The organism is Enterococcus sp. AZ104 (assembly GCF_050546705.1).
In the GTDB taxonomy this organism is placed as follows: Bacteria; Bacillota; Bacilli; order Lactobacillales; family Enterococcaceae; genus Enterococcus; species Enterococcus faecalis.
On sequence record NZ_CP172952.1, the window covers coordinates 1058952 to 1076340 of the forward strand.

Genomic DNA, 17389 nt, shown 5'->3' on the forward strand with positions numbered 1-17389 from the left:
TTTTTTGTTTTTTATCGTTGGGAAAAATAAAAACACTTGCACCTAGTTAATCCTTGATAGTATAAACCTAACCAATTATTTTAGATAGGAAGGATTGAATAAAAATGAAAAAAAGAAGTTTTGTCTATTGGGGAATGTTTTTCATTCTTTTGTCGACGCTGATAACGCCTTTTCTGAAACTTGAAACAGGATATGCGCAAACGGAACCAACTAGTACCAGTGAAACCAATCAAATTTCTGCTACGCCAAACGTAGTGCCGCGTAAGCAAGTAGGCAACATTGTGACAGCGATTCAGCTAACGGACAAAGAGGGAAACCCACTTGGGACCATTAATCAATATACAGACATCTACCTCCGAATTGAGTTCAACTTACCGGATAATACCGTTAATAGTGGGGATACGAGTGTGATTACTTTGCCCGAAGAGCTACGTCTCGAGAAAAATATGACCTTTAATGTAGTAGATGATACAGGTGCTGTGGTTGCAATCGCACAGACCGATGTAGCAAATAAAACGGTCACGTTAACGTATACAGATTACGTAGAAAACCATGCTAATATTAGTGGGTCTTTATATTTTACAAGTTTGATTGATTTCGAAAATGTCGAAAATGAATCCAAGATTCCTATTTACGTCACGGTTGAAGGGGAAAAAATATTTGCTGGCGATCTTGATTACCAAGGTGAAGGCGATGATGTTAACGAAAAATTTAGCAAGTATTCGTGGTTTATCGAAGACGATCCAACCGAAATTTACAATGTACTACGGATTAATCCAACAGGGCAAACGTATACTGATTTAGAAGTGGAAGATGTGCTAAAAACAGAAAGTTTAAGTTATATCAAAGACACTATGAAAATTGAACGAGGACAATGGACACTGGATGGAAATGCTATTTGGCAATTCACGCCAGAGGAAGATATAACTGGTCAGTTGGCTGTCCAGTATGGTCCTGATGACCGTAATTTTTCGGTGCATTTTGGCAATATTGGGACTAACGAATATCGTATCACCTATAAAACCAAAATTGATCATCTTCCCGAAAAAGGTGAAACCTTCACAAATTATGCAAAATTAACAGAAAATCAAACGGTGGTGGAAGAAGTCGAAGTGAGTCGTGTCTCACAAACGGGTGGTGGAGAAGCCAATGGTGAGCAATATGTTGTTGAAATTCATAAAGAAGATGAAGCAGGCCAGCGTTTAGCAGGTGCAGAGTTTGAACTCATTCGTAACTCAACCAATCAAACAGTGGCCAAAATCACAACAGATCAAAACGGAACAGCGATTGTTAAAGGCTTGTTAAAAGATAACTATACTTTAGAAGAAACCAAAGCACCTACCGGTTACCAGCTTTCGCAAAACAAGATTTCAATAACACCTGAAGACTTTGGTAAAAACTTAGTTGCACTGAAAACTGTTGTGAATCATAAGATTTCATATCAACCAGTCGCTGCTTCATTTTTAGCTGGAAAAGTTCTTTTAGGAAAACCACTGAAGGATGCTGAATTTCAATTTGAATTGTTAGATAAGAAAGGCACAGTACTAGAAACGGTTAGTAACGATACTTTAGGGAAAATTCAATTTTCACCATTAACCTTTGAAACTCCTGGAAAGTATCAATACACCATTCGGGAAGTAAACACGCAACAGGCAGGTGTTTCCTACGATACGCACAACCTTCAAGTTCAAGTAACCGTCGAGGCGCTTTTAGGAAATCTTGTGGCGACTACTCAGTATGATGGAGGTCAAGTATTTACTAATCACTATACGCCAGAAAAACCTATAGAAAGTACCACACCACCAACGAGTGGGACAACAGATACTACCACGAATTCAACCACAGAAACTACTTCAATAACCATTGAAAAACAGGCGATTCGCAATAAGGAATTGCCAAAAACAGGAGAAACAAAAGAAAACGCGTTTCTTTTCTTAGGTAGCCTTCTTTTGATTCAAGGATTATTTATCTATTTTAAAACGAAAAAATAATCGCTTAGATAGTTTCAGTAATCGAGACAAAATGTGCAAATTTCGAGAGATTTAGCTTGTTCATTTGAGTTTGGAGTGGTTCTGTGCTATACTATCTTTAGCGTAATGATACTAGTTGGGAGTGAGCGGATTTCTGCTCACTCTTTTTGATGGAAAAGTCATCAGGACACGGTTCGTTACATCAATCTCGAAGGAGGCGAAAATTTTGAGTAGTGCTGTGGAAACTGTAACAAAGTTAGTCACACCAATCTTAGAAGAACAAAATTTTGAACTTGTGGAAGTAGAGTTTGTTAAGGAAGGAAAAAATTGGTTTTTACGAGTATTTATCGATAAAGAAGGTGGCATTGATATTGAGGAATGTGCCTTTGTCAGCGAAAAATTAAGTGAAAAACTAGATGCAATGGATCCAGATCCAATTCCGCAAGCGTACTTTCTGGAAGTTTCTTCTCCGGGAGCAGAACGTCCGTTAAAGAAAGAAAGCGATTATGAACAAGCGGTAGGTAAGTACATTCATATTTCTCTTTATCAAGCAGTTGATGGAGAAAAACAGATTGAAGGTACCTTAGTCCATCTTGATTCAGAACAATTAACATTAAGTGTAAAAATTAAAACCAGAGTGAAGGAAATGACTTTTGAACGTAAAAATATCGCAAAAGCTCGTTTAGCCATTCAATTTTAATCAACAGACTCGAATGTAAAAAAGGGTCCACTAAAAGTTTTACTTTTAGCCGGGCCTGTGACAAGTTTTAACGAGAAGTTTTTCCCTTGGAAGAAGAACCACTCGTTCAGCTTTAACGAATCCATAGGAGGAAAAGAAAAACAATGAGCAAAGAAATGTTAAATGCATTAGACGTATTAGAAGCTGAAAAAGGGATTCCTAAAGATACGGTGATTGAAGCGTTACAAGCAGCTTTAGTTTCTGCATATAAAAGACATTATGGACAAGCAAGCAACGTCGAAGTTGAATTTGAACCAAAAAAAGGCAATATTCATGTGTATGCTGTCAAAGAAGTAACAGAAGAAGTATTTGATTCACAATTGGAAGTTTCATTAAAAGATGCCGTTGCATTAAATGGTGCATATGAAATCGGCGACAAAATTCGTTTTGAAGTTACGCCAAAAGACTTTGGCCGCATTGCTGCCCAAACAGCAAAGCAAGTAATTTTACAACGTGTCCGTGAAGCAGAAAGAACAATTATTTATAATGAATTTAGCGAATATGAAAATGACATCATGCAAGGAATTGTTGAACGTCAAGATCGTCGTTATATTTATGTAAACTTAGGTAAAATCGAAGCAGTCTTATCCAAACAAGATCAAATGCCAAATGAATTTTACCAACCGCATGATCGGATTAAAGTTTACGTATCACGTGTTGAAAACACATCAAAAGGCCCACAAGTTTTTGTAAGCCGTAGTCATCCAGATTTACTAAAACGTCTTTTTGAACAAGAAATTCCAGAAGTTTATGATGGAATTGTTGAAATCGTAAGCGTCGCTCGTGAAGCTGGCGATCGTTCAAAAGTAGCCGTTCGTTCAACAGATCCTAATATTGATCCAGTGGGTACCTGTGTCGGTCCAAAAGGCCAACGTGTCCAAGCGATTGTGAATGAATTAAAAGGCGAAAATATGGATATTGTGGAATGGAACGAAGATCCAGCTATTTATATTAGTAATGCCTTGAATCCAGCTCAAGTATTAGATGTTATTTTTGATCCAGAAAATAGCAAAGCATGTACAGTTGTTGTACCTGATTATCAATTGTCATTAGCAATTGGTAAACGTGGTCAAAATGCGCGCTTAGCTGCTAAATTAACGGGCCATAAAATTGATATCAAATCAGAATCTGATATGGCTGAATTTTATGAACAACAAGCCAATCAAGAAGTTGCCGAAGTGGCAGAAGAAATGGATGAAGCAATTATCCATTCAGATATGACGGCAGATGATTACGAAAACTTGGCTACTGAAGAAGCAGTTGTTGAAGCAGAAATTACAGAAGAATTACCTGAACAAGAATAACGTTTTTGGAGGGTGAAAAAATGAAAAAGAGAAAAATTCCAATGCGTAAATCGGTTGTTTCAGGCGAAATGAAACCGAAAAAAGAATTAGTCAGAATTACTCGCTCCAAAGAAGGCGAAGTGGCCTTAGATCCAACTGGTAAATTACCTGGACGTGGCGCTTACGTTGATTTGGATCCTGCGGAAGTCCAAAAAGCTTGGGATAAAAAAATTCTTGATCGTGTCTTAGAAACAAAATTAAGTGATGAATTTTATCAAGAACTATTGGATTATGTAACACATCAAAAAGCCCGCAAAGAGTTGTTTGGCGATGGAAAATAAAACCAAAATTTTGAACCTTTTAGGTTTAGCAATGCGCGCCGGTAAATTAGTCACAGGCGAGGAATTAACCCTTAAAGATATTCGTGCAAACAAAGCGAAATTTGTGTTTGTTGCGCAAGATGCCAGTGAGAATACTAGAAAGAAAATCAAGGACAAAAGTTCTTATTATAATGTTCCTGTTAGCGAACTGTTCAGTCAATTCGAGCTCAGCCAAGCGATTGGGCGACCACGAATGGTTATCGGAGTAACTGATGCAGGATTTGCCACCAAAATCAAGGAATTACTAAAAGGTTAGGAAGGTGATTGCATGGGAAAAAAAAGAATTTATGAACTAGCAAAAGAAATGAATAAAGCAAGCAAAGACGTTGTCGATAAAGCGCATCAATTAGGTATGGATGTTAAAAACCATATGGGCGCAATTAGTTCCGAGCAAGAAACAAAGCTTCGTCAAGCATTCGGAGGAGGAAGTACCGTAAATACTCAATCAAAAGCAACAAACAACCAAAAGCAACAAACAACACAAAATAAACCAGCCAATAAGAAACCAATGAACAATAAACCTGGTGAACAAAGAAATAACCAAAATCGTCCAAACAATCAATCAACGAATGGACAACAAAGAAACAACAACAACCAAAATCGTCACGGCCAAAGCAACACACAAAACCGTAGCAATCAAACAAATACAAACAATCAAAACCGCAATACCCAAAACAATAACGGTTCTACAACGAATCAAAATCGGACCAGCCAAAATAACAATGGCGGGAACAACCAAAACCGTGGCGGCCAAAACCGTAACAACAATTTTGGTGGCGGTCAAAATCGTAATAACCGGAATAACTTTAATAACCAAAACCGCAATCGTTTCAACAAAAAAGGGAAAAAAGGCAAACATCAACAAGAATCAGCGAAGCCAGCAGTACCAGCACGTAAATTCCGTGAATTACCAGATGTTTTAGAATATACAGAAGGTATGAACGTGGCGGATATTGCGAAAAAAATCCACCGCGAACCAGCGGAAATCATCAAAAAATTATTTATGATGGGTGTCATGGTTAACCAAAACCAAGCCCTAGATAAAGATACAATTGAATTATTAGCTGTGGACTATGGCATGGAACCGCAAGAAAAAGTCCAAGTTGATATTGCGGACATTGATAAATTCTTCGAACCAGAAGCAGTTGTTGAAGAAAACTTAACTACACGTCCCCCTGTTGTCACAATCATGGGACACGTAGACCACGGGAAAACAACATTATTAGATACATTGCGCCATTCTCGTGTGACTTCAGGTGAAGCAGGCGGTATCACGCAGCATATTGGTGCCTATCAGTTAGATATTGATGGCAAACCAATTACGTTCTTAGATACACCAGGACATGCGGCCTTTACTAGTATGCGCGCGCGTGGTGCCAGCATCACTGATATTACCATCTTAGTTGTTGCAGCGGACGATGGAGTAATGCCACAAACAATCGAGGCGATTAACCATGCCAAAGCGGCAAAAGTGCCGATTATTGTAGCAGTTAACAAAATTGATAAGCCTGGTGCGAACCCTGATCATGTGAAACAAGAATTAAGTGAACATGAATTAATTCCTGAAGAATGGGGTGGAGATACGATTTTCGTCAATATTTCAGCGAAATTCAATCAAAACATTGATGAGCTATTGGAAAATATTTTATTGATTGCTGAAGTAGAAGACTTAAAAGCTGATCCAACGCAAAAAGCAATTGGAACAGTGATTGAAGCGCGCTTAGATAAAGGTAAAGGTCCGGTTGCGACATTACTCGTTCAACAAGGAACTTTACATGTTGGTGATCCAATCGTTGTTGGTAATACTTACGGACGTGTTCGTGTGATGACCAATGACATGGGCCGCCGTGATAAAGAAGCAGGACCCGCAACTCCTGTAGAAATTACCGGATTAAATGATGTTCCTCAAGCGGGTGATCGTTTTGTGGTCTTTGAAGATGAAAAAACAGCACGTCAAGCAGGGGAAGAACGGGCTAAACGTGCGTTGCTTGAACAACGTTCAGCAAGTAGCCGTGTGACATTGGATAACTTATTTGAAAGTCTAAAAGAAGGCGAATTAAAAGAAGTTAATATCATTGTCAAAGCAGACGTACAAGGATCTGCCGAAGCCGTTTCAGCAAGTTTACAAAAAATTGATGTAGAAGGCGTTCGTGTGAAAATTGTTCACGCGGCAGTTGGGGCCATCAATGAAAGCGACGTAACTTTAGCTGCAGCAAGTAATGCGATTATTATCGGCTTTAACGTTCGCCCAACACCACAAGCAAAACAACAAGCAGAACAAGAAGAAGTTGATATTCGTTTACACCGTATTATCTATAAAGCCCTAGAAGAAATCGAAACAGCGATGAAAGGGTTATTAGATCCAGAATTTGAAGAAAAAATTACTGGTCAAATGACGGTTCGTGAATTGTACAAAGTATCTAAAGTTGGCACAATCGCTGGCTGTTATGTTACAGAAGGCTTTATTCGCCGCGATAGTGGCGTGCGTGTCATTCGTGATGGTATTGTTATTTATGAAGGTAAATTAGCAAGCTTGAAACGTTTTAAAGATGACGTGAAAGAAGTCAAACTTGGTTTTGAATGTGGCGCTATGATTGAAAATTTCAATGATTTACGTGTAGATGATGCGATTGAAGGCTTCATTATGGAAGAAATCAAACAATAATTTTAGTAATTGGAGGAAGACACTATGGCAAATTATCGTGACCGTCGTGTAGGTCAAGAAATCATGCGTGAAGTGAATGATATCTTGAACAAACGCATCAGAGATCCACGCGTCCAAGGCATCACTATTACAGATGTTCGTGTGACCGGTGATTTACAACAAGCAACGATTTATTACAGCTTGTTATCTGATTTAGCTTCCGAACAACAAAAAGCTCAACAAGGATTAGACAAAGCCAAAGGACTGATTCGTAAAGAATTAGGACAACGGTTAACCTTGTATAAAACACCAGAGTTGATTTTTGAAAGAGACGAATCTGTCCAATACGGAAATCACATTGATGAGTTGATTCGTAAGTTGAATCAAGGTGAATAATTAAAAAGAAAAAGCACACCAGACGAATGGTGTGCTTTTTCTTTTCATGATTTCTTGATAAAATAGTCATGGAGGTGCAAAGATGAAAAGAATTGTTGCTTTCTATAAAAATGGAGATCGTTATTTAAAAGAAATGGGTTCAGGCAAGAGTTCCTTGTACTTTTTTCTTTTCTTATTTGTACTACATAGTATGCGGGAACATATTATTCTGTCCCCGCCGTTTATCAGTTTTTGAGCGTGGAGCAAAAATCCAAAGTGATTTTTGTCCCACGCTCATGCTTTTTAAGTTAACCCAGTATTTAATACCATCACAGAATAATCCCTAAATTCAAAAATCCGTCCTTTATAAAGATAAGTGGCGCCATACTTTTGTCGATAGTACGTAATCACATTTTTTAATGTTTCAACATCGATTTCCAAAAATTCAGCACAAGAATAATGGTTACTTAAGCCAGCTTCAGAGCAACGAATTAAATCGTCTAATGTAACTAATTGCTCTAAGGCCACATTGCGAGCTTTCAACTCTTGCTTCCGATTTTCTGTACAATTTTGATTTAAAATAGTGCCAACGGATGTTTGATAATGCCCGTATTCCTCGGCTAAAATATTCTTCTTTTGACGGGTACTCAATGTTTTTTCAATATAAATTTTGCCATTTCGATACAACCCATAACAACCTGTTTGATTGTATAAATCAATTTCTAAAACCGTCACATCCTTTTGAATGGAACTGACGAGTTTTTCATAATCATTCACTTTACCATTCACCTGCCATTACTTAATAAAAAGAGTAGATGGGAAGTTAATCCTCTTTTTTGTCAGAAGAAATCGATTGTTGATATTTGGCATCAATTTCATCCAAGTAATCGTGAATTTTCTCGATCTCTTCTTTTGAAAATATCTTTTCTGGATCCCCAGCGTGGGCAGCCAGTGTCATTTCGTCACGGCGAGGGAATGAGAGAATTTCTGCTTGCGTTTGTTGTTCGTGTAATTGTTGTTCGGCAAATTGATAAACGATGGCTTGTCGTTGGGGTTCTAATTTTTTATAAATGCGGTCGATAGTTGAGGCATTTTTTTCCATGGGAACTTCTTGTCCCATCAACCAGGCCTCATTAATGTCTAATGCATCTGCAATGCGATAAACTTTGTCTTGTTTTGCTTCGTAACGACCAGCTAGCCAATCGCTGATCGAAGATTTACCGATGCCAGTTTTTTTCGCTAAATCACTAGGTTTGATGTTCTTGGCTGTTAAAGCCTCTTTTAAACGGACAGCAAAAATGTTCATATTTCCGAACCTCCTATTGCCTCAAAGTATACTATACCTGTTTAGAGAAGGCAAGTAACAATCGCAATTAAATTTAGAAGTTCATAAAACCGAACTTATGAGTTGACAGTGAAAATATTTGATGCTAAGATAGAGCCATTCAAATGTTCGGTTAACTGAACAAATTTTTTTAAGCACTTTGTTCGGAAAACCGTATCTTTGTAGAAAGGGTGAAGAAATGAGTCGGAACTATAAAAAAACGTTGTCGGATATGTTACTTTTAGCAATTATTTTATTAATAAGCAGTGTCTCAATAAAAATTGGGGCCATCGTGATTGGTATGATTGGCCTCATGGAATTACTAACAGAGTAACAATAATTTAGTCAAAAGGAGAGAAGCGGATTGGCAGAACGACGCATGTTTGCAAAAACGATTATTGATAGTGATGCGTTTTTAGATATGCCCTTATCAAGTCAGGCACTGTATTTTCATTTAGCGATGCGTGCCGATGATGATGGATTTATCAATAATCCCAAAAAATTGCAGCGAATGGTCGGTTGTGGGGAAGACGATCTAAAATTGCTAATGGTTAAAAAATTTATTCTAGTATTTGAAAGTGGTGTGATCGTTATCAAACATTGGAAAATTCATAATTATATTCGCAGTGATCGTTACAAACCAACCTTGTATCAAGAAGAGAAAAATCAGATTGTTGAAAAAAATAGCAAAGCTTATACGTTTAAAGCAGAATCGTCTGTCAGTGGTCAACCAGCTGACTACCAACGGTTACCACAGGAAAGCATAGTCCAGTCTAAGTTAGGTCAGAGTCAAGGTAGTAGTTCAGAAAACGATTGTTTAAAGACGATTTATCATTTTTATGAGGAAAACGGCTTTGGTACACTGGCCTCAAAAACAAGCCAAGATTTTAAGTATTGGTTGCAAGATTTTATACAAAAAGGGGCTAGCCAAGAGGAAGCATGCCAATTAATCTTGCATGCTTTAGGAATTGCCGTCGATCGAAATAAACGGAATTACGGCTATGTAAATGCTATTTTGAAAAGTTGGGAGCAACAAAATTATTTATCCGTACATGAAGTTCTGGTAAATGATAAAAAACAAGTGTTGGAGCATGCGCCGCAAATGACAGAAGAATATCAAGAGTTAGGTTTTTAAAGAAAGGAGGAAATCAGTATGCATGCGACAGATCAAACTTTTCAAATACTATTGAGTCAATTGTTAGAAAAAGTTGAAGACCGTTGTCCTGAATGTGGCAGTGAACAATATGTTTGGCAACAAAAAAATAAAGATGGCACAGAACGTTGTGCCCCAACTTGTTGGTCGTGTGGGTATAAAATGCTAAAAAAACATGAACAAGAAGCCACTCAACAACGTTCTCAAGAGAGTTTTATGGCGCGTACACAAAAATTTTTTCATCAAGGGTCCTTAATTGCTGATGATGCGCTACGGCAATGTCGCTTAACCAATTACCAAACCACTGAATTAGAAACAAGACAAGCAAAAGAACGGGCCTTAGCAGCAGTTTCAGCGATTGTTGAAGGAAAGCCAATCCACGTTATTTTTTCAGGGAGACCTGGTGTCGGTAAAAGTCATTTGGCTATCAGTATTTTAGTTGAAGTCTTAGAACGCTCTGCATATCAAAAGTATTGTTTATTTGTCAGCTACTCTGAGTTATTAGAAAAACTAAAAATGTCCATGAATGAGTCGACCAAAAGCCAAGCAAAGGCTCAAGCGTATATTACTAGAATGAAAAAAGCAGACGTTTTGGTCTTAGATGATTTAGGTGCTGAATTAGGAATTAAAAATAAAGTTAGTACGGATTTTAATAATGACATCTTAAACCGAATTTTAGAAGCTAGACAGAATAAAGCAACTATTTTTACTACTAATTTTTCTGGAAAACAACTGGTGGAGGCCTATGGAACACGCATTATTTCTCGTCTAATGAAGCACGCCAGTGGCTATGTTTTCCAATATAAAGACACAACAGACAAACGAATGAGGAGTGTGAAATAAATATGTTAACAATTATTATTGGGTTTATCTTTTGGACAATGACACTGATGTTAGGTTATCTAATTGGTGAAAGAGAAGGCCGTAAACATGAGTAATTTAACAAAACATAAAAAAGATTTATTTGAAATGAAAAGCGTTGTATTTAAAGATATTTCAAAGCAACAAAGCGAAAAAGCACAAAAAAGAAAACAACTCTTACAACTAATGAATCAATATCCCGATTGGACAAGTCAGAAAAATAAATCTATTATGCAGGAAATTCAAGAATTAGGACAAGCAATCGGTAATTGGTCGATGGATCAATCAAGACCCATCCAATCCATCAAGGCCGCATCGTTTACAAAAAGCGAGTATCTCTATTTAATTTGGCTCGGTTATTCAGATGAAGCGATTCGTCACGGCTTAGACATGTCGAAAGAGTGTTATTTTATTTATCGATTAACACTTTTAAATGAATAAAAGTAAAGGAGATTAACCAATGCGTACGTCAACATTTAATTATATCAAAGATATTTTAGCAGACTTTTATAAAACAGATGAGTATATCCGTCAACGGGAAGAAGAATTACGGCACCCTTATCAAGAAGCAGATTTAAATGCTGGTATTAGAGGACAAGGACTTCACTCTGTAGTGACCGAACGAATGGCGATTACGATAGCTATGGATCGTCGTCTGTGGAACTTAGAGAGAAATCGAGACATTATCAAAAATTGTTTAGCTGAAGCGGATGAACAAACGCGCGTGATTATTGAAGAACTATATATGAAAAAACGGCCCTCTTTAACATTAATTGGACTTGCCCAGCAATTATTTATTAGTAAAAGCCAAGCCTATAAATTAAGAAATCATTTCTTTGAAGCGGTGGCGGATGAACTAGGGATGTAAACATGGAAAAAGCGTGGAATTTTTTCAGGTGTCAACATGGTAAATTAATAGTGTCGAAAGAGATAGATAAACGTGAGGCAACCAAAAAATGAAGACACGGAATTCTATGATTTTGACTGCTTTCTTGTGTCAGCTATGAAGGAGCAGAAAATGCCGGCTACTTTCAAGATCCTTCATTTTGACTAGAAGAGAGCCAATTTGTTAACCAATCCTGAATTTTTTGAATGGAAAGGTGGCGCTAAAAATGAATGAAGCGGAACAAGAGTTATATGAAGCCCTTGTTGCAATCTGCCAGACGTCAGGATTTTTGTTGCTAGAGGAACTGCCGACAGATTTACCAGATCAGCCATTTGTTTACTTAGGCGATAGTAAAGAATTACCTAAGCCAACTAAATCAGCTATTTTGGGAGAAATTGAATTAATAATGCATGTTTATGGTGCGTTATCTGAACGACAACAAATTTCTACAATTAAAGGAACGATTTTACGGCAGGCAACCAGTAACTTAAAACGAACGGCTCATTTTAATTGGGGTATCAAACATCAAGAAGTCAAAGCACAAATGGTAAAAGATACCAAACAAATGAAAAAAACAATTTGGCATGCTGTACTACCATTACACATGCAATTTTACTAGGAGGAATTATCAATGGGAGAAGTTATGCAAGGAAAAGACCGTATTTTATTAGTTCGTCGCTTGGATGAAGCAGCGACAAAGAAAGCAATGAAACCCTTATTTCAAATTGAACATGAATGGGAATTCTCACGTGAATCGAGCGGTACGCAAACAAAAGATGGCGTTGCGAATGCTGTTTCTGGTTTAGAAGTTACGTTATCGTTAAGCGGTTTAGCCTCTCGAGATGATGAAAATTTATACATGAAAGACGCAGTTGAAGATGGCATCTTAATGGAATTTTGGGATGTTGATTTAAAAGGTGAAAAAAATGCGGAAGGTAAATATCCAGCAATTTATGCCCAAGGTTATGTAAATTCATGGAGTTTACCAGCCAATGTAGAAGAATTAGTAGAAATCGAAACAGAAGCCTCTATTAATGGCAAACCACAAGATGGTTTTGCAACAGTAGAAGCAGATATTATTGCGGAAGCACAATATGCGTTCCAAGATACCGTTCCAGATAAAGCACCACAACCTGGCGAATAATCAAAAAGTGTTGAATTTTAGGAGGATAAAAAATGAATTTAGAGATTAACGGAAAAACAATTGAAGTGAAATTTACGATTGGCGCGATTCGCGAATTAGATAAACGTTACCAAATTGAAAATGGCGCTGCCAAATTCGGCATGGGCATCAGTTCAGCAATGATTTATTTACGCCAATACAATCCAGTAATCTTAGTTGACATCATGGAAGCTTTACAAAGTGGGCAATTAAAAATAGGTAAGTCGGAAATTGAAGCATGGTTAATGACCCAAGATGTCAAAAAACTTTCAGATGATTTGCTTAAAGAAATGGGAAAGCAACCTCTTACAAAACCAATGATCGATCAGTTCAGCAAAGAAGCGAAGAAAGCAGAAGCGCAAGCGACCAACTAATTAAAACGAGCGATGACGTGTATCACGACATCGCTCTTTCTGCTTTTCGCTACTTAGGCTGTCGTTCATTTGAAGAAGTGGATCGGATGACCATGTCTGAATTTGAATTACGAATGATTGCTTTTAATTTAGCAGAAGTAGATGAAGAGCGGAAAAGGCACGAGCTTGCCTACTTAAATGTTAAAGCGCAAGCGACAAACAAAAAAGGAAAACCCGTTTTTGAAAGCTTTAAAAGTTTTTATGATTATGAAAAACGAGTTGCTGAAGTTCTGGCAGCTAACCAGCCACAACGAACAAAATTAAATGAGCGGAAAAAAACGCAACTTGCCACTGTGGCAGAGCGTCTACGCCGCTATCGGAAGGGAGGAGAGTAGATGGAGAATGACAAAGAAAAAACGCCGTTATCGGAGGCAAAGAAAAGCCTTGCAGGCGTCCAACAAGCATTAAAAAGTATGAGCGGTGAGTATGCCTTATTAAGTGGATATTTAGGGAAAATTAGTGCGGGTGTCAATCAGTCAGCCACGGTCATGAAAACATTTAAAACCGTCATGCAACAATCTGGAGAAACAGTGAAAAAAACAGGAGACGAAACAGCAAAGGCAGCAGATCAAATGAACACAGCGTTAACAGATTCTGCTGAACAAGCCGGTGAAGCAGCTAAAAAAGCGGGGAAAGAAACCTCTGATGGCTTTACTAATGCACAAAATAATATGCTGAGCTTTGGGACGGCCATGACTAGTGCCGTTTCCTTACCTATGCTGAACGTTTTAAAAACAGCTATGGGCGTCGGTGCTGGGGTCAGTGGCGAATTTCAAGGAATGCAAGGACTGATTATGGCCAGTGCAGGAGGGATTTCTGATTCATTGCAAGGCGAGTTGCAAGGGGCATTGACTCAGATGAATCAATCATTTGAAGCGGCAGCACAAGTGATTCAAAGCGTGATGGCTCCAGGAATGGAAATTTTGGTTCAAGTGGTTATCACAGTCGTCAAAGGCATTACAGCTTTGGTGAATTTATTTATCAAATTACCAAAACCCGTCCAAGTTTTTATTGTTGCCATTATGGGCATTTTAGCCGCCATTGGGCCCATGTTGATTATGGTAACGATGGCTCAGCAAAAATTTCAACAGTTTAGTGCTGGTTTGGCTCTTGTACAAGGAAACATTGGGAAGTTAGGTGGTGGCTTATCAAAACTAAGTGCTAGTTTTAGTGCCTTAGGTGGAGGACCATTAATTTTAATTGTAGCAGCCGTTTTAGCAGCGGTAGCAGCGTTTATTTATTTCTATAAAACCAATGAAACATTTAGAAATAGTATCAATAGCTTAGCTAGTGCCATTCAAGGAGCTGTTTCAGCGGCGTTTGGCAAATTGGTAGGATTGCTACAACAGATCCAGCCGGCCTTTCAGCAAGTAATGTCAGTTTTTAAACAATTTTTTGCAGTAGGCTTAGAGAAAATGGCGACTATTTTTTCAACAATTGGTCGTGTGCTAGCAGGCGTTTTTGCCAGCGGTTTGCAATTAGGTAGTAACTTATTAGGGCAATTTGGTGGCACCTTTGACAAAGCTGGTTTAGCGGTTGGTCTTTTGGTAAAAGTTCTGACAAAGGTTGCACTGGCTGCATTAGGAATTTCCGGGCCGTTTGGTCTAATTATTTCCTTGATTGTTTCATTCGTGACGGCCTGGATGAAAACCGGTGATTTGAGTGCGGGTGGTATTACCCAAGTCTTTGATAATTTAGGTAACACGATTACATCGGTTACAACAATGCTGGCAGCTAATCTACCGAAAGTTATACAACTTTTTACAACCGTTTTAACCAGTATTCTCGGGAAAATAACAGAAGCTATTCCAAGCATCGTCACCGCGTTATCTAGTTTAATTACGTTAATTGTTGGTGCGATCGTTGCCAATTTGCCAGTCTTAATTGAAGCGGCAACACAAATTATTACTACGTTGATTCAGGGGATTACAACAGTCTTACCAATGTTGATAGAAGTTGGTTTGAGCTTATTAATGACTTTAGTTAATGCGATTGTCACCGCCTTGCCAACAATTACAACTGCAGCGATTAATATCATCACTACATTAGTGACAGCTTTTGTCACAGCGTTACCAATGCTAGTTACAGCAGGTGTTTCAATTATCACGGCCTTAGTCAATGCATTTGTTACGATGTTACCGTTGATTTTGACTGCTGGTTTACAAATTTTGATGGCATTAATCACTGGGATTATGACGATTTTACCTCAGTTAATTCAATCAGCGCTGACGATTATTCTAGCGTTAGTGACAGCGTTGATAGGTGCCTTACCACAGATTATCAGCGCAGGTGTCAAATTGTTAATGGCGTTAATTCAAGGAATTATTTCGATTTTACCAACCTTAGTTGCGGCAGCTATTACCTTAATTTTGACATTGGTAAATGCCTTAATTGGTGCCTTGCCACAAATCATCAGCGCAGGCGTCAAATTGCTAATGGCTTTGATCCAAGGGATTATTTCAATTTTACCGCAACTGGTTACTGCAGCAATTACGCTAATTACCGCTTTAATGGGTGCGTTAATCAATGCGTTGCCACAGTTGTTAAGTGCTGGGATTCAACTGATTCAAGCCTTAATTAATGGTGTACTCAGTCTATTGGGTGCCTTGCTGTCCGCAGCAGGAACATTAATCTCACAAATGATCACGAAGATTGGTTCTTATTTTGGTCAACTGTTAGCTTCGGGCGGACAGTTAGTTGAAAATATCAAAAATGGGGTTACCAATGCAGCCGATCAGGTAAAAAATGCCATTGGTTCTGTAATTGAAGGTGCTTGGCAAGCAATCCAAGGTTGGTTTTCAAAATTCACCGATGCCGGTGCGAATATTGTCGGTATGATTGCTGATGGAATTACAGGCGCAATTGGAAAAGCCAAAGAAGCAATCGATGGGGTCGTCAGTAAAATTCGTAACTTTTTACCATTTTCACCAGCAAAAGAAGGTCCCTTATCTGATTTGCATAAATTGAATTTCGGCGGCACGATTGCCACGGGGATTTATGCAGGCGAAACAGCCGTTAGTAGAGCAATGGCTTCTATTTTAGATTTACCGCTGTTAAATGATTTTGCCTTGGACTTAGCTGGTCGAGGAAACTTCACGGCAACGATTGACCATCGTTTAGAAAATGATGCATACAATCGACCATTATTTGTGACAGTAGAGTCAACGTTAGATGGAAAAGTTGTCGCAGCAACTACGGCGCCTTATTTAGCAACAGAGTTACAACGACAACAAGTGAAACAAAATAACCGCTTAGGAAGGAGAGGATAACATGTATAAATTTGTTGATACCAATCAAGCAACTCATTCAACGCCTCTTCCTTCAGAAGCGTTGAATTTTAACGGTCAATTTTTAGAAAAAGTCATCCCTGGCTATCAAACATTATCAGTTTCAGGACGAGAATTAGTTCCAAGCGAAATTGAAAGCTATCAATTAGGGATTCGTGATGGTAAACGTCACGTTTATGCGCGAATTCCAGAACGAGAATTAACAGTCAAATATCGCCTTTCAGCTGTGAATAATGAAGCGTTTCGAGATGCATTTAATCATTTAAACGTTGCTTTGTTTACGGAAAAAGACGTTTCTATTTGGTTTAACGATGAACCGGAAATGCTGTGGTTTGACAGTAAGTCTTCAGTGAGTGATGTACCCGAAGGTGTTAACCAAGTAACAGGCACCTTTACTTTATTGCTTTCTGATCCGTATAAATACACACGGAGTGATGCGACTAGTGTGATGTGGGGTTCGCCAACCATTACATTTCAAGCGAATTACTTAATGGGGAATACAGGCTCAGGTGCAGTTGATTTTCCAATTTTAATTGAAGGCGGGGCTTATTGGGGATCAACCATGATTACCTTTCAAAATCGGGCTTACACGATGGGGGATTTAGGCAAAGAAGTTCGGCCAATTGAAATTTATCCTACGGTCGAAGGATTAAAAGTCAAACCGATCATTATTTTAACAGGAACCGGACGTGGTGTTTGGATTAAAACACGGAACGATACAATTAACTTAGGAGACTTTGATCGTTCGGAAATTATCATTGATACTGAAAATTTTTATCTGACAAAAAATGGTGCACCGATGATTCGACCAATGAACGATTTTTATCTATATCCCAATGAACCGCTGTATATTCAAGCCAAAGATAGCGACTTCCGCTTGACGATTCGCTATCCTAACCGATTTGTGTAGGA

21 protein-coding genes are annotated in these 17389 nt (G+C 38.3%); 19 read left to right on the forward strand and 2 right to left on the reverse strand.

The features are described 5' to 3' along the window. The first annotated feature begins 104 nt into the window (after positions 1–104). From IGJ37_RS05175 to IGJ37_RS05210, 8 genes are all read left to right on the forward strand, one after another. Positions 105–1991 (forward strand): Ig-like domain-containing protein, encoded by a 1887-nt coding sequence (locus IGJ37_RS05175; RefSeq protein WP_252671506.1) that lies wholly within the window; start codon positions 105–107, stop codon positions 1989–1991. A gap of 205 nt (positions 1992–2196) precedes the next feature. Next, positions 2197–2670 (forward strand): ribosome maturation factor RimP, encoded by a 474-nt coding sequence (gene rimP, locus IGJ37_RS05180; protein WP_002357863.1) that lies wholly within the window; start codon positions 2197–2199, stop codon positions 2668–2670. A 143-nt stretch (positions 2671–2813) separates the two neighbouring features. Next, positions 2814–4013: a transcription termination factor NusA gene (nusA, locus tag IGJ37_RS05185; protein ID WP_002360499.1), complete on the forward strand. Its 1200-nt coding sequence runs from the start codon at positions 2814–2816 to the stop codon at positions 4011–4013. 20 nt (positions 4014–4033) lie between these two features. Then, positions 4034–4333 (forward strand): RNase P modulator RnpM, encoded by a 300-nt coding sequence (rnpM, locus tag IGJ37_RS05190; RefSeq protein WP_002363794.1) that lies wholly within the window; start codon positions 4034–4036, stop codon positions 4331–4333. After that, positions 4323–4628 (forward strand): YlxQ-related RNA-binding protein, encoded by a 306-nt coding sequence (locus IGJ37_RS05195; RefSeq protein ID WP_002357860.1) that lies wholly within the window; start codon positions 4323–4325, stop codon positions 4626–4628. Before rnpM ends, IGJ37_RS05195 begins: the two co-directional genes overlap by 11 nt. A 12-nt stretch (positions 4629–4640) precedes the next feature. Continuing rightward, entirely contained in the window at positions 4641–7037 is a 2397-nt protein-coding gene (gene infB, locus IGJ37_RS05200) for a translation initiation factor IF-2 (protein ID WP_002357859.1), read from the forward strand. Between the two features lie 24 nt (positions 7038–7061). Then, positions 7062–7412 carry a 30S ribosome-binding factor RbfA gene (gene rbfA / locus IGJ37_RS05205; protein ID WP_002360497.1) on the forward strand — a complete coding sequence of 117 codons (351 nt, stop codon included), beginning with the start codon at positions 7062–7064 and terminating at the stop codon, positions 7410–7412. 82 nt (positions 7413–7494) lie between these two features. Further along, positions 7495–7647, forward strand: coding sequence for a hypothetical protein (locus IGJ37_RS05210; protein ID WP_002371260.1), 153 nt, complete (start codon positions 7495–7497; stop codon positions 7645–7647). Positions 7648–7694: 47 nt separating this feature from the next. Here the strand turns inward: IGJ37_RS05210 and IGJ37_RS05215 are convergent, their stop codons facing one another. After that, complete coding sequence (locus tag IGJ37_RS05215; protein WP_002382232.1) at positions 7695–8180, reverse strand: toxin; 486 nt, start codon at positions 8178–8180, stop codon at positions 7695–7697. 34 nt (positions 8181–8214) lie between these two features. After that, entirely contained in the window at positions 8215–8697 is a 483-nt protein-coding gene (locus IGJ37_RS05220; RefSeq protein WP_002360496.1) for a helix-turn-helix domain-containing protein, read from the reverse strand. Between the two features lie 217 nt (positions 8698–8914). Here IGJ37_RS05220 and IGJ37_RS05225 point away from each other — a divergent pair, with 217 nt between their 5' ends. The 11 genes from IGJ37_RS05225 to IGJ37_RS05275 all read left to right on the forward strand — a co-directional run bounded on the left by IGJ37_RS05225 (position 8915) and on the right by IGJ37_RS05275 (position 17387). Further along, a complete protein-coding gene (locus IGJ37_RS05225; RefSeq protein WP_002360495.1) occupies positions 8915–9049 on the forward strand; it encodes a hypothetical protein in 135 nt (44 codons plus the stop codon). 45 nt (positions 9050–9094) lie between these two features. Then, complete coding sequence (locus IGJ37_RS05230; RefSeq protein ID WP_002391825.1) at positions 9095–9850, forward strand: DnaD domain protein; 756 nt, start codon at positions 9095–9097, stop codon at positions 9848–9850. A gap of 18 nt (positions 9851–9868) precedes the next feature. After that, entirely contained in the window at positions 9869–10711 is an 843-nt protein-coding gene (locus IGJ37_RS05235) for an ATP-binding protein (protein WP_252671505.1), read from the forward strand. Between the two features lie 66 nt (positions 10712–10777). Continuing rightward, positions 10778–11170, forward strand: a complete 393-nt coding sequence (locus tag IGJ37_RS05240; protein WP_252671531.1) for a hypothetical protein — start codon at positions 10778–10780, stop codon at positions 11168–11170. Between the two features lie 19 nt (positions 11171–11189). After that, a complete protein-coding gene (locus IGJ37_RS05245) occupies positions 11190–11597 on the forward strand; it encodes a RinA family phage transcriptional activator (protein ID WP_002360491.1) in 408 nt (135 codons plus the stop codon). A 220-nt stretch (positions 11598–11817) separates the two neighbouring features. Continuing rightward, positions 11818–12234: a hypothetical protein gene (locus tag IGJ37_RS05250; RefSeq protein WP_002382237.1), complete on the forward strand. Its 417-nt coding sequence runs from the start codon at positions 11818–11820 to the stop codon at positions 12232–12234. Between the two features lie 12 nt (positions 12235–12246). Beyond that, complete coding sequence (locus tag IGJ37_RS05255; RefSeq protein WP_002365550.1) at positions 12247–12759, forward strand: phage major tail protein, TP901-1 family; 513 nt, start codon at positions 12247–12249, stop codon at positions 12757–12759. A 32-nt stretch (positions 12760–12791) separates the two neighbouring features. After that, on the forward strand, positions 12792–13151 hold the full coding sequence (locus IGJ37_RS05260; protein ID WP_002357848.1) for a tail assembly chaperone: 360 nt from the start codon (positions 12792–12794) through the stop codon (positions 13149–13151). Between the two features lie 17 nt (positions 13152–13168). Continuing rightward, complete coding sequence (locus IGJ37_RS05265; RefSeq protein WP_002363802.1) at positions 13169–13525, forward strand: hypothetical protein; 357 nt, start codon at positions 13169–13171, stop codon at positions 13523–13525. Continuing rightward, on the forward strand, positions 13526–16459 hold the full coding sequence (locus IGJ37_RS05270; protein WP_325814755.1) for a phage tail protein: 2934 nt from the start codon (positions 13526–13528) through the stop codon (positions 16457–16459). 1 nt (position 16460) lies between these two features. Further along, positions 16461–17387 (forward strand): distal tail protein Dit, encoded by a 927-nt coding sequence (locus IGJ37_RS05275; RefSeq protein WP_430598983.1) that lies wholly within the window; start codon positions 16461–16463, stop codon positions 17385–17387. Positions 17388–17389: the final 2 nt, after the last annotated feature.